11 protein-coding genes are annotated in these 12,236 nt (G+C 71.6%); 4 read left to right on the forward strand and 7 right to left on the reverse strand.

Going from position 1 to position 12,236, the window contains the following annotated elements; all coding sequences use genetic code 11:
* Positions 1 to 251: 251 nt before the first annotated feature.
* Complete coding sequence (locus DEJ09_RS01410) at positions 252 to 743, forward strand: pyridoxamine 5'-phosphate oxidase family protein (protein ID WP_181433221.1); 492 nt, start codon at positions 252 to 254, stop codon at positions 741 to 743.
* Between the two features lie 102 nt (positions 744 to 845).
* On the opposite strand, the gene DEJ09_RS01415 is transcribed toward DEJ09_RS01410, so the two are convergent.
* Entirely contained in the window at positions 846 to 2,093 is a 1,248-nt protein-coding gene (locus DEJ09_RS01415; protein ID WP_111038148.1) for a hypothetical protein, read from the reverse strand.
* Between the two features lie 281 nt (positions 2,094 to 2,374).
* On the opposite strand from DEJ09_RS01415, the gene DEJ09_RS01420 reads away from it, so the two are divergent.
* A complete protein-coding gene (locus tag DEJ09_RS01420; protein WP_111087409.1) occupies positions 2,375 to 3,784 on the forward strand; it encodes an MFS transporter in 1,410 nt (469 codons plus the stop codon).
* 133 nt (positions 3,785 to 3,917) lie between these two features.
* The gene (locus tag DEJ09_RS01425) at positions 3,918 to 4,694 is read left to right on the forward strand and encodes an endonuclease/exonuclease/phosphatase family protein (RefSeq protein ID WP_071405095.1); all 777 of its coding nucleotides are present in this window, start codon (positions 3,918 to 3,920) and stop codon (positions 4,692 to 4,694) included.
* A gap of 829 nt (positions 4,695 to 5,523) precedes the next feature.
* Here the strand turns inward: DEJ09_RS01425 and DEJ09_RS01430 are convergent.
* The 3 genes from DEJ09_RS01430 to DEJ09_RS01440 are packed head-to-tail and all read right to left on the reverse strand — an operon-like array spanning position 5,524 to position 8,227.
* The gene (locus DEJ09_RS01430) at positions 5,524 to 6,198 is read right to left on the reverse strand and encodes a methionine ABC transporter permease (protein ID WP_017888525.1); all 675 of its coding nucleotides are present in this window, start codon (positions 6,196 to 6,198) and stop codon (positions 5,524 to 5,526) included.
* On the reverse strand, positions 6,195 to 7,277 hold the full coding sequence (locus DEJ09_RS01435; RefSeq protein WP_111087410.1) for a methionine ABC transporter ATP-binding protein: 1,083 nt from the start codon (positions 7,275 to 7,277) through the stop codon (positions 6,195 to 6,197). Before DEJ09_RS01435 ends, DEJ09_RS01430 begins: the two co-directional genes overlap by 4 nt.
* Positions 7,277 to 8,227: a MetQ/NlpA family ABC transporter substrate-binding protein gene (locus tag DEJ09_RS01440; RefSeq protein WP_111087411.1), complete on the reverse strand. Its 951-nt coding sequence runs from the start codon at positions 8,225 to 8,227 to the stop codon at positions 7,277 to 7,279. The genes DEJ09_RS01435 and DEJ09_RS01440 overlap by 1 nt, the downstream gene beginning before the upstream one ends.
* Before the next feature lie 177 nt (positions 8,228 to 8,404).
* Here DEJ09_RS01440 and DEJ09_RS01445 point away from each other — a divergent pair, with 177 nt between their 5' ends.
* Complete coding sequence (locus tag DEJ09_RS01445) at positions 8,405 to 8,914, forward strand: 2'-5' RNA ligase family protein (RefSeq protein ID WP_111087412.1); 510 nt, start codon at positions 8,405 to 8,407, stop codon at positions 8,912 to 8,914.
* A 24-nt stretch (positions 8,915 to 8,938) separates the two neighbouring features.
* Here DEJ09_RS01445 and DEJ09_RS01450 read toward each other — a convergent pair whose 3' ends face one another.
* The 3 genes from DEJ09_RS01450 to DEJ09_RS01460 form a co-directional block, all read right to left on the reverse strand.
* Entirely contained in the window at positions 8,939 to 10,186 is a 1,248-nt protein-coding gene (locus DEJ09_RS01450) for a D-arabinono-1,4-lactone oxidase (RefSeq protein WP_111087413.1), read from the reverse strand.
* Positions 10,187 to 10,294: 108 nt separating this feature from the next.
* Complete coding sequence (locus DEJ09_RS01455; protein WP_110863444.1) at positions 10,295 to 11,776, reverse strand: MDR family MFS transporter; 1,482 nt, start codon at positions 11,774 to 11,776, stop codon at positions 10,295 to 10,297.
* A gap of 167 nt (positions 11,777 to 11,943) precedes the next feature.
* Entirely contained in the window at positions 11,944 to 12,225 is a 282-nt protein-coding gene (locus DEJ09_RS01460) for an acylphosphatase (protein WP_071247546.1), read from the reverse strand.
* Positions 12,226 to 12,236: the final 11 nt, after the last annotated feature.

The following is a 12,236-nucleotide window of genomic DNA, read 5'->3' on the forward strand; positions in this document are numbered from 1 at the left end:
GTTCCACCTGTCGATCGACGCGTGTGGTGTCGCTTCCTGCAGACGCATGCACGGCTCGGAGGCCGGCGCGCGCCGGGCGGGGGCGGCGTGGCGGGCGTGCACCGGGCCTCCAGGCCGACCGAACCGGACCGCGTCGACGCGCCGGGCTGACGCGTCCAGCGCCGGAGGGGCACACTGGTCGGAACGGTACGGCCCCGTGCACCGACGGTCGCACGTCGGCGGAAGCGGGGCGCATGACGCAAAGGAGCACCATGACCGACACACAGACGGACCAGCGCGCCGCCATCTCGGACATCGTCCACGGCGCCCACACGGCACTGCTCACCACGGTGAGCGAGGACGGGAACCTGCACGCCAGGCCCCTCGCGGTGCAGGACAAGACGTTCCACGGGACCCTGCGGTTCCTGGTGCAGGACGGCAGCGAGAAGGTCGAGGACATCGCGCGGAACCCGCACGTCAACGTCTCGATCGAGTCGCAGGGCGGGTACCTGTCCATCGCCGGGACCGCGACCGTGACCCGGGACGACTCGGTCGTCGACGAGCTGTGGTCCCCGTTCGCCGAGGCCTGGTTCCCCGAGGGCCGTCAGGACCCGTCGATCCGGCTGCTGACGGTCGAGGGGGTCTCGGTCGAGTACTGGACCCAGGACACCGGGCCGGTCGGCAGCCTGGTGCAGATGTTCAAGGCGGCGCTCGGTAAGCAGAGCCAGCCGGACACCGGCGACCACGGCACGGTCGAGCTCTGAGGCGAGGCGCCTGACGCGCGACGCGCGACGCCGTCGTCCTGTCCGGACGGCGGCGTCGCGTCATGTCGGGGCACGTGCCTGCGAGGGCTGTGCGTCAGCCGCTCACGGAGGGCCGAGCAGCCACAGCACCGCGACCAGGACCGGCTGCCCGGCCAACGCGGCCGTCACGAAGGTCCACCGCATCCAGGGCTTCGCGACCAGCTCGGGCGACCCGAACAGCGGCGCGAGCGGCATGAGCAGCCGCGGGGTCGAGGCCATCGGCAGCGACACCGCGAAGATGTAGAGCGCGTACGCGGCCGAGTACAGCACCGTCGTGGGCCCGAGCCGCAGCGTCGAGCGGCGGAGCAGCCAGATCGGGTACGTGACGAGCAGGAACACCACGATCAGGATCCCGCCCACGCCGAGCCAGCGACCCGCGATGAGGAACCACGGCGTCAGCGGGACGAAGTCCACCCGGCCGATGAAGTTCACCCACCAGGACATCTCGGTCTCCAGGTAGGCGTTCGGTGTCCCGGTGGCGTGCGAGGCGATCACCGGCCAGGCGAGCCCGGCGAGGACCATGGTCAGCCCCGCGGCGACGACCCGGACCTGCTCGCGGAGTGGGAAGCCCTCGAACACCCGGCCGGTCTCGCGCCGTGCACGGACCCACCGCACGAGTGCGACGACGCCGAGCACGAGCGGGATCGCCAGGGCACCGGGGCGGGTGAAGGCCGCGGCGACGCCGAGTGCCGTCAGGAGCCCGTAGCGCCGACGCTCCAGGGCGAGCAGCGCCCCGAACGACAGCGCGAGGAACATGCTCTCCGCGTACCCGACCTGCAGCAGGAACGACAGCGGACCGCAGCTGAAGAAGAAGACCGCCCACATCGCGGCGGCGTGCCCGGCACGGTCCCGCACCAGGCGGTGCAGCAGGTAGGTGGCGAGCAGCCCGGCGACGATCGCGACGAGCGGGGCGCCGAGTTCGAACGGCACCCCGGTCGAGGCGGTCAGCGCCCGGATCGTGAAGGGGAACGCCGGCAGGAAGGCCCAGGCGTTCTGCGCGACGTTGCCGGCGGCGTCGAGCGGCAGCGCGTCGGGGTACCCGTGCAGCGAGATCTGCTCGTAGTACTGCCCGTCCCAGGCCACCAGGAAGGCGCCGAACCCGTGCTCGTTGCCCCAGATCGCGTTGCCCGGGAGCGCACGACCGATGAGCGGGTACGCGAGCGCGAGCCACAGGGTCGACAGGACCCGGCCGCCCGTCCAGACGAGCAGGACCGCCGCCCACGCCGGCAGTGAGGCGACGGTGTCCAGGACACGTCGTCGACCGCTGGCCGTGCCCGCGGCGACCACACCGGCGCTGTCGGTGCGGCTCACGCGCGAGTTCCTCGGCGTTCGGGTGGTCGGGTCGGCACCCGGCCAGGGTAGTCGGCCCGAGCATGAGGATCGCCCGGAACTGCGCCTGGAGGCCCGTCCCGCGTCATGTGCGCTGCGTCGCGCCCTGTGGGTGGCGGGTGCGGGGTCCGGCGGGTGGTCGGTGCCCCGCCCGGTGTCCCGTCCGGTGTCCCGTCCGGTGTCCCGTCCGGTGGGCGGCCCGTCCGTGACGGCGCGGACGTCCGTGACGGCGCGGGCGTCCGCGGGCATAGTCTCGGTGGGCGATGACGACGACGGCGACGACACCCAGACGACGGACGCGCAGCACGGCGGTCGCCGTGCTGGTGGCCGGGACCTTCTTCATGGAACTCCTGGACGGCACGATCCTGGCGACCGCCGCCCCGGCCATGGGGCGTGACCTCGGGGTCGACTCCGCCGCGGTGGGCGTCACGATCACCGCGTACCTCGTGACCCTCGCGGTGTTCATCCCGGTGTCCGGCTGGCTCACCGACCGGATCGGTTCCCGGACCGTCTTCGCCGGGGCCATCGCGCTGTTCACGATCGCGTCGGCCCTGTGCGCGCTGTCCACCGGGCTGGTCGAGCTGACGCTGTGGCGCATCCTGCAGGGCCTGGGTGGGGCGCTCATGGTGCCCGTCGGCCGGCTCGTCGTGCTCCGGAGCGCGGGGCGCGAACAACTCGTCACCGCCATCGCCATCCTGACCTGGCCGGCCCTCGCCGCACCGATCATCGCGCCGTTCATCGGCGGCGTGCTCGTCGAGACGCTGTCGTGGCACTGGATCTTCCTCATCAACATCCCGCTCGGCGTCATCGCCTTCGTCGCCGCCCTGGTGCTCGTGCCGCAGGAGCGTGCGGCACAGCGGGTGCCGTTCGACTGGTTCGGGTCGCTGCTCGCCTGCGTCGGGCTCGGCTCGCTCGTGGTCATGGCGTCCTTGCTCGCGCTCGACGTCGTGCCGGTCACCGCGGTCGTCGTCTCCGGCATCCTCGGCGCGGTGTGCTGCTGGCTCGCGATCCGGCACTTCCGCCGGGCTCCCCACCCGATCATGGGGCTCGACGCGTTCCGGCTCGAGACCTTCCGGGTGTCGCACGCCGGCGGCGGCCTGTTCCGCCTGGCGGTGTCCGCGGTGCCGTTCGTGCTCCCGCTGCTGTTCCAGGACGCCTGGGGTTGGAGCGCCGTGCTCGCCGGGTCCGCCGTGCTGTGGGTGTTCGTCGGCAACCTCGGCATCAAGCCGATGACGACCCCGTTCCTCCGCTGGTTCGGCTACCGCCCGGTGATCATCGTGTCGTCGGCCGTTGCCGCGCTGACCGTGGTCGCGATGGCGTTCATGACCGAGGACACCCCGTTCTGGCTGCTCGCCGTCCTGCTCGCCGTCAGCGGTGCCGCCCGCTCCGTGGGCTTCACGGCGTACAACACCATCGCCTTCGCCGACGTCGAGCAGGCCGACATGACCCCCGCGAACACGCTGTCGTCGACGCTGCAGCAGACCGCCGCGGGCTTCGGTGTCGCCGTCGCCGCCGTGGTCATCCGCGCGGCCTCCGGGCTGGGCGGCGACGGGCCGTACGCGGCGGCGTTCTGGGTCATCGCCGCCCTGCTCGTGGTCGCCTGCGTGGAGGGCATCCTGATGAGTCGCACAGCGGGCGACACCGTCCGCCCGGTCCGCCGTGTCCGCGCCTGATCCCGCCGCTGTCCGTTTCCGTCACGGTCACACGGACGAAACCCGGCAGGCGTTACAGTCTCAGCAACCGTCCGCGGTACCCGAGTACGGTGACCGCGGCAGGGTGACCGGAACACCCGGACAGGAAGGCAGCATGGCCGCGCCAGAGCAGCAGAGCACGATCGCATCAGAGCAGACCGTGCAGCCCACGCAGCTCCGTGTCGTCAGTTACAACCTCCGCGAGCACACCGCGAACAGCGAGCTCGCCGCACTGGCCGAGGCGTCCGACGCCGACGTCCTGTGCGTGCAGGAGTGCGACAGCAACGACCTCGCACCGTCGATCGGCGGCCTCTCGCTCGCCGCGTCGACCCGCACCAACCGGCTCGGGCTCGCGATCTACAAGCGCGACGACCGCTTCGAGGTGCAGGACTTCAGCATCCACTCGCTGCAGAAGTCGCTGCACGATCGGGTCCTCGCACCCGCGCACGAACGGCTCATCGCGATGCACCTGCGCGACACCGAGGCCGACGCCGAGGTCGTCGTCGCCTCGTTCCACGCCTCACCGCTGACCGCGACGAACTCCCTGCGTCGCAAGCAGATCGAGGCCGCGCACCAGTTCCTGCGCGAGCTGGCGAAGGACGTCCCCGCGGTCATGGTCGGCGACTTCAACTACCCGTGGTTCCAGACGAACCTGCGCCGCAAGATCGAGCAGGGCGGGTTCGCGCTGTCGCTGTCCGACCAGCCGACGTACCTGCGCTACCGCAAGTTCACCGGCCACTTCGACTTCGCGACGAGTGTCGGCCTGCACATCGCCGGCGTCGAGACCCTGCCGGCCGGCATCTCCGACCACCGCCCGATCCTGGTGCGTGCCCACTACGAGCACCCCGGCGAGACCGGCGCCGTCACCACCGTCGAGGCTCCCGCCGCCTGACCCGCGTCGGCGGCCGCTCGTGCCGGCCGCCGAGGTCGCACGACATGCCGCGTGCACATCGCCGAGTGGTCGCAAACTGTCGGTTGCGGGCCCGGTAAACGACGGTTCGTGCGACCTCGGCGGAGATGAGCGGGGAGTCGTGACCGCTCGGCAGTGGGCCGTCGGGCGCGTCGGCGGCGCGTGCGCATCGCCGAGTGGTCGGGAACTGTCGGTTGCGGGGGCGCCGGGCGACGGTTCGTGCGACCTCGGCGGAGGTCAGCGGGGAGTTATGACCGCTCGGCAGGAGGCCGTCGGGTGCGTCGGCGGCCGCGTGGCGAGGTCGCTCGACGTGCCGTGTGCGCATCGCCGAGTGGTCGCAAATTGTCGGTTGCGGGGGCGTCGGGCGACGGATCGTGCGACCTCGGCGGAGGTGAGCGGGGAGTGGTGACCGCTCGGCAGGGGGCCGTCGGGCGCGCCGGCGGCGCGTGCCGAGGTTGCACGACGTGCCCCGTGTGTGCCGCCGAGTGGTCGGGAACTGTCGGTTGCGGGGGCGTCGGGCGACGGTTCGTGCGACCTCGGCGGAGGTGAGCGGGGAGTCGTGACCGCTCGGCAGCACGTGCCGAGGTCGCTCGACATGCCGCGGGTGTGGCGCCGAGTGGTCGGGAACTGTCGGTTGCGGGCCCGGTAAACGACGGTTCGTGCGACCTCGGCAGAGATGAGCGGGGAGTCGTGACCGCTCGGCGCACGACGCTGGGCGCGTCCGTCCGGGCGGCGACGCATCGGAGGCCCGGTGCCGGTCTCGTGGACCGGCACCGGGCCTCCAGGCGGTTGCCCTCGGAACCCGCCCGCGTCAGCGACGCAGCGTCGCCCGCGCCAAGCGGTTGCCGATGAACTGGCCGAGCTGCACGATGACGACGATCGCCGCCACCGAGACGTAGACCACCCACCAGTCGTAGCGCTGCGAGCCGTAGGTGATCGCGTACTCGCCGAGCCCGCCACCACCGATCAGCGCACCCTGCGCCGTCATGTCGACGATGCCGATGTAGATGAACGTGTAGCCGAGGATCAGGGGGCCGAGACCCTCGGGGATGAGCACGGTCAGCAGGATCGAGACCGGGTGCGCACCCGAGGCCCGAGCCGCCTCGACGACGCCCGGGTCGACCGACAGCAGGTTCTGCTCGACGATCCGGGACACCGCGAAGGCCGCGGCCAACGAGATCGCGAAGGTCACCGCGGGGACACCGATCGTGGTCTGCACGACGACCCGCGACAGCGGCGCGATCGCGGCGAGGAAGATCACGAACGGGATCGGGCGGATCAGGTTCACGAACACGTTGAGCACCGTGTACGCGGTGCGGTTGCCGAGGACGTTGCCCGGCCGGGTCGCGTAGAGCAGCAGGCCGAGCGCGAGGCCGATGACCCCGGCGATGACCAGCGAGATCAGCGACATCACGATGGTGTCGCGGATGGCGGCGAGGAAGACGTCGAACGTGTCGATCACGCTCTGGAACGAGTTGTTGTTCACGCGGCGGCCTCCTCGTCGGTCGTGACGCCGTCGGCGCGGAGTGCGGCGATCGCGGCGTCGATGGCGCCGGACGCGCCGGACCGGCCGGAACCGCCTGGCCCACCGGGACCGCCGCTGGCGTCGCTCAGCTCGTAGGTGAGCGACCCGATCCGACGCTCTCGGATCTCGCCGACCCCGCCGTAGACGAGCTCGGCGGTGACCCCGGCGGCGCGGAAGGCTGCGTCGATGCGGTTCTGCAGCCCGGCCTCGTCGGTGATCTGCACCGTGACGAGCCGACCCGGGTGGCGGTCCCGCAGGCGCCGGAGCGTCTCGGGGGAGGGCCGGTCGTGCAGCGCGGTGCGGACGAAGCGCTGCGCGGCACCGGTCTTCGGGGTCGAGAACACGTCGTAGACGTCCCCGACCTCGACGACCCGCCCCTGCTCCATCACGGCGACCCGGTCGGCGATCTGCCGGACGGCGTCCATCTCGTGCGTGATCACGATGATGGTGACGCCGAGCTCCCGGTTGACCCGGCGGAGCAACGCGAGCACCTCGGAGGTGGTCTCCGGGTCGAGAGCGCTGGTCGCCTCGTCGGCGAGCAGCAGGTCGGGCGACGCGGCGAGGGCGCGGGCGATGCCGACGCGCTGCTTCTGGCCGCCGGACAGCTGCTCCGGGTAGGCGTGGGCGCGCTCGAGCAGGCCCACGAAGTCGAGCAGCTCGGCGACGCGACGGTTCCGCTCGGCCTTCGGCACGCCGGCGACCTTGAGCGGGTACGCGACGTTGCCGGCGATCGTGCGGGACCGGAACAGGTTGAACTGCTGGAAGATCATCCCGATGTTGCGACGCGCCAGACGGCGGTCCCGCTCGGGGATCGCCGTCAGCTCGCGGCCTGCGACGGTCACCGTGCCGGAGCTCGGCAGTTCCAGCGCGTTGACCAGGCGGACCAGGGTGGACTTGCCGGCACCGGAGTACCCGATGACGCCGAGGACCTCTCCCTGGTGCACGTCCAGGGAGACGTCCTCGACGGCCACCACGGTCTCGCCGGTGTCGGCGCGGCGGTAGTGCTTCGAGACGCCGCGGAGTTCGACGAGGACCGGCACTACTGCTTGGCCGCCTTCGCGTCCTGCTCGACCTGGGCGAGCTCGTCCTGCAGCTTCGAGGCGCTCTCGTCGCGGGCGACGGCCTCGGGCAGGTCCTTCGCGAAGGCCTTCTGCACGGCGTCGTCCTGGAACAGCTCCGCCAGGTCGAGGTAGGTCTTGTTGCCCTTGTCCTCGTCGCGGACGGCGAAGACGTTCACGTACGGGGCGGCGCTCGCGCTCGAGGGGTCGTCCTGGTAGATCGCGTCCGAGATCGGCAGACCGGCGGCGGTGGCGAAGTTGTTGTTCACGACGGCGGCGGCGACGGAGCCCTGCTGCAGCGCGTTCGCGGTCTGCGAGGCGTCGAGGGGCTGGACGTCGACCTTCTTCGTCTCGATGTCGTCCGCGGTGGAGAACGCCGAGCCGCCGTCCTTCAGGGTGATCAGGTCCGCCGCCTGCAGGATCAGGAGCGCACGGGCCTGGTTGATCGAGTCGTTCGGGATCGCGACCTTCGCGTTCGCGGGCAGCTCGGACGGCTTGTCGTACTTCGTCGCGTAGAGCGGCAGCGGGTACACGGCGGTCGAGCCGATCGGCTGCAGGTCGTCGTTCGACGTGACGTTGTAGTCCGCCAGGTACTGGATGTGCTGGAACTGGTTGATGTCCAGCTGGCCGTCCTTGAGGGCGGGGTTCGGCAGCGAGTAGTCCGAGAAGTTCGTCAGCTTGACGGTGACGTTGAGCTTGTCCTTCGCGAGCTTCGTGTACGTGTTCCAGTAGCCGAGCGACTTGTCCGAGACACCGATCGTGACGGTCTTCGGGGCGGCGTCACCGGCGGCACCGGCGTCGTTGCTCCCGGAGCGGAGGGCTCCGACGACGACGGCGACGACGATCGCCACGACGACGATCGCGGCCGCGACGATCCAGCCGATCGTGCGCTTGCCCTTCGGCTTCTCGGGCAGTGCGGGGGCTGCGGACATGCTGGTGCTCCTCGTGGGCAGTGCGTGTGGGGGAGCCGCGGTGGTCCGCGGCGTGGAGACGAGTGTGACGTGCGGTCCACCCCCGGTGCGAGTTCCGTTCCGTCGTGTTACGCAGCACTCGATCCGTGCCGCCTGCGTGGGAGCACGCGTCCCGACACGACTTGGTTGACTCGGATCGTGCGCAGCATCGAACTCGTCCTCGGCCCGGAGGCGGACGCCGCCGTGCGGTCCGCCTGGCAGGCCCTGATCGACGCCGACCTGCCGAGCCTCGGTCGGCACCCGTCGCCGTCGAACGCCCCGCACGTCACCCTGGCCGCCGGGGACACGCTGCCCGTGCCGGCCGGGTTCCGCACGTCGGTCCCGACAGCGATCCGGCTCGGCGGGCTGCTGCTCTTCCCCGCGGGTGCCGGTCGGTCGGTGCTGGTGCGCGCGGTGGTCCTCGACGCGGCGCTCACGACCTTCCACGGCGAGGTGCACGCTGTCGCCCCCGGCGGCGTCGAGACGTCGGTGCCCGGGCACTGGTCGCCGCACGTCACGCTGGCCCGTCGGGTGCGCGACGAAGACCTGCCGCGCGCCGTCGCTGCGCTGCGCGCCGTGCCGCTGCCGGAGACCCTCGTGGTCGGCGGCGTGCGCCACTGGGACGGCGAGACGCGGACGATCACGCCGCTCGCGTTCACGACCGATTAGCGGGGCACGGCCTGGAGGCCCGGGTCAGGTCCCGAGCACCCGCTCGCCGAACGCGGATGCGAACGTCCGCTCCGGGTCGGTCCGGGCGACGAGGTCGCGGAAGTCCGCCAGCCGCGGGTACAGCCCGGCGATCGTCGCGTGGTCGAGCGAGCTCATCTTGCCCCAGTGCGGTCGGCCGTCGAAGGCCGCGAGCCGGGACTCCAGGTCGGGCAGGAGCGCGGCGACCTCTGCCGGGTGCTTCTTCCAGGTGAACGCGATGCAGAGGACGTCCTCGCCCTGGGTCGGGCTGAGCCAGAGGTCGTCCGCGGCCATCGTCCGGAGTTCGCAGACGTGCAGGTGCGGCTGGATCCGGTCGGCGAGCCCCCGGAGCGCGTCGAGGGCGGCCGCCGCGTGCCGGAGCGGGACGAAGTGCTCGCTCTGCACCTCGGACCCGTGGCTCGGGACGGACCCGATCGGGAAGTGCGGCAGGCGGTCCCACCACGGGCCGACCGAGCCGTCGCGCGCGGTCCGGTGGTCGTCGCCGGGGGTGCCGGGCAGGCGCCGTGCGCCGGCCAAGGTCTCCGGGACCGGCACGTCCTCGGCGCCCTCGGGGACGCGCGACTTCACCAGGACCTCGGTGATCGCATCGCCGAACACGGTGTAGGCGCACACCGAGTACGCGGCGGCGTGCACGGCAGCGACGTTCGCCGTGAAGGTGTCCCAGGGGATCGCGCCGTAGACGTCCTGACGCATCCGGTAGGACGGTTCGACGTCGAGGGTCACCCGGGTCACGATGCCGAGCAGTCCGAGGTGCAGTACGGCACCGTCGAACGCGGGGTCCGTCCGGTCGATCGTCCGGGCGGAGCCGTCCGGACCGAGCACCTCGAACGCGCGCACCGCGGTGGCGAGCGAGCCCAGTGTTGTGCCGGAGCCGTGGGTGCCCGTCGCGACCGCACCCCCGACCGAGATGTGCGGCAGGGACCCCGTGTTGTGCAGGGCGAACCCGGCACGGTCGATGTCGGCCGCGACGTCGCCGTACCGGGTGCCGGCCCCGAGCGTGACGGTGCGGCGCTCGGCGTCGACGACCAGGTCGGCGGGGATGCCGGTCAGGTCGAGCAGGGTGCCTGCGGTGTCGGCGACGTCGTTGAACGAGTGCCGGGTGCCGAGGCCGTGCACCCGGTCGGCGTCGGCCACGACCTGGGCGGCCTCGTCGATCGACGACGGGCGGACGACCCGTTCGGCCGTGTACGTGACCGTGCCGGACCAGTTGAGCTCGCTCGTCGTCGACCGCATGGCGCCCACCCTGCCACGCGGGCCGGAGACGGGAGCGGGCCGGGCGCCGGTCCCGTCACGGGTTCGGCGTCCGGCCCGGCTCGTCGGTCGGTGCGCGAAGCTCGTCGGTCAGTGCACGGGCGGGGGCGTCGGCGCGCCCTCGGGCACCTCGGGCCGGCGGACGAACACCGACGCCAGGATGCCGAACAGCGAGATGATCGCGCCGACCATGAAGGCGGTGCCGACGCCCGATGCGGTGGCCACCTGGACCCCGCGGGCACCGGAGCCCTCGACGGCGGTGGCCGCACCGATCGTCAGCAGCGTGACGAACAGGGCCGTGCCCGCCGCACCGGCGAGCTGCTGCGCCGTGCCGAGCACCGCGCTGCCGTGCGAGTACAGCTTCGGGGGCAACCCGCCGAGCGCCGCGGTGAACAGCGGCGTGAAGGTCAGGGCCAGGCCGATGCTCAGCACCACGTGCGCACCGAGGACGAACCACACGCTGGTGTCGACACCCACGGTGGAGAGCGCCCAGAGCACGGCGCTGACGATGATCGATCCGGGGATGAGCAGCACGCGCGGGCCACGGCGGTCGTAGATGCGACCGACGATGGGGGAGAGCAGGCCCATCAGCAGGCCACCGGGGAGCAGCAGCAGGCCGACCTGCAGGACCTCGAGGCCGAGGACGCGCTCCAGGTAGATCGGCAGCAGGATGAGCGTGCCGAACATCGCCATGAAGCTCAGGCCCATCGCGACGATCGGCACCGTGAAGCCACGGGTGCGGAAGGTGCGCAGGTCGAGCAGGGCGCTGTCGGTGCGCTGCAGGCGCGTCTGCCGGACGATGAACACCGCCAGGGCCACGGCACCGACGACCAGGGCGGTCACCGGGACGAGCGGACCGGTCGTGCCGGCTTCACCGATGCTGGACAGGCCGTAGACGATGCCGCCGAACGCGAAGGCGGAGAGGATGACCGAGACGACGTCGATCGGTGCCTTGCGCGGCGTCGAGACGTTCTGCACCTTGACCATGCCGAGGATGAGCGCCGCGATCGCGATGGGCAGCACGAAGCCGAACAGCCAGCGCCACGAGAACGCGTTGAGGATCAGGCCGGAGATCGTCGGGCCGATGGCCGGAGCGACCGAGATGACGATCGAGATGTTGCCCATGATGCGACCACGGTGCGCGGGGTCGACGAGGGTCAGGACCGTCGTCATGAGCAGCGGCATCATGATCGCGGTGCCGCTGGCCTGCACGATGCGGCCGACGAGCAGGACGGTGAAGCCCGGCGCGAGCAGGGCGATCAGCGTGCCGACCGAGAACAGGCCCATCGCCCAGACGAACACCGGTCGGGTGTTGAAGCGCTGCAGCAGGAACCCGGTGATCGGGATGACGACCGCCATGGTGAGCAGGAAGCCGGTGGTCAGCCACTGGCCGGTCGCGGCGCTGATGTCCAGGTCGTCCATGAGCCGGGGCAGGGCCACGCCCATGATGGTCTCGTTGAGGATGACGACGAACGCGGAGACGAGCAGCAGCCCGATCACGAGTCGGGTCTCGGCAGCGGACGGCTGCGAGACGCTTCCCGTGCGGGGGGCGGAATCGACGGCCTGGGTCATGCGGGTGCTCCTGGTGGTTCACGACGGGTGGAACGGGTGTGGCGCAGGACGCGCAGACAGGCCAACTCCCTGAGTGGATGCGATTATTCCGCTTCGCTCCGACATCCGCAGGTGAACGATCGGTGCCGAGCACGCCGGTCGTCGGCGCAGCTCCCACACACGTCTGCTCAGTGCAGGATCGCGAACCCGTCGGCGTCGCCGTGCGGCACGACCGACCGGAGGCTGACGTCGGTCACGGTGGCCGACGGCGGACCGGTGCGCAGGCACTCGACCAACGAGTCCACGGCGACCGAGGGTCCCTCTGCCTCGACCTCCACCGTGCCGTCCCAGAGGTTCCTCGCGTAGCCGACGAGGTCGAGCCCGTCCGCCTTCCGAGCGGTCCAGTACCGGAAGCCGACCCCCTGGACCGTCCCCGACACCACGGCATGCACCCTCGTCACCGTCGTCATGTCCTCCACGC

It is taken from the genome of Curtobacterium sp. MCLR17_055, assembly GCF_003234305.1.
GTDB classification, from domain to species: Bacteria; Actinomycetota; Actinomycetes; order Actinomycetales; family Microbacteriaceae; genus Curtobacterium; species Curtobacterium flaccumfaciens.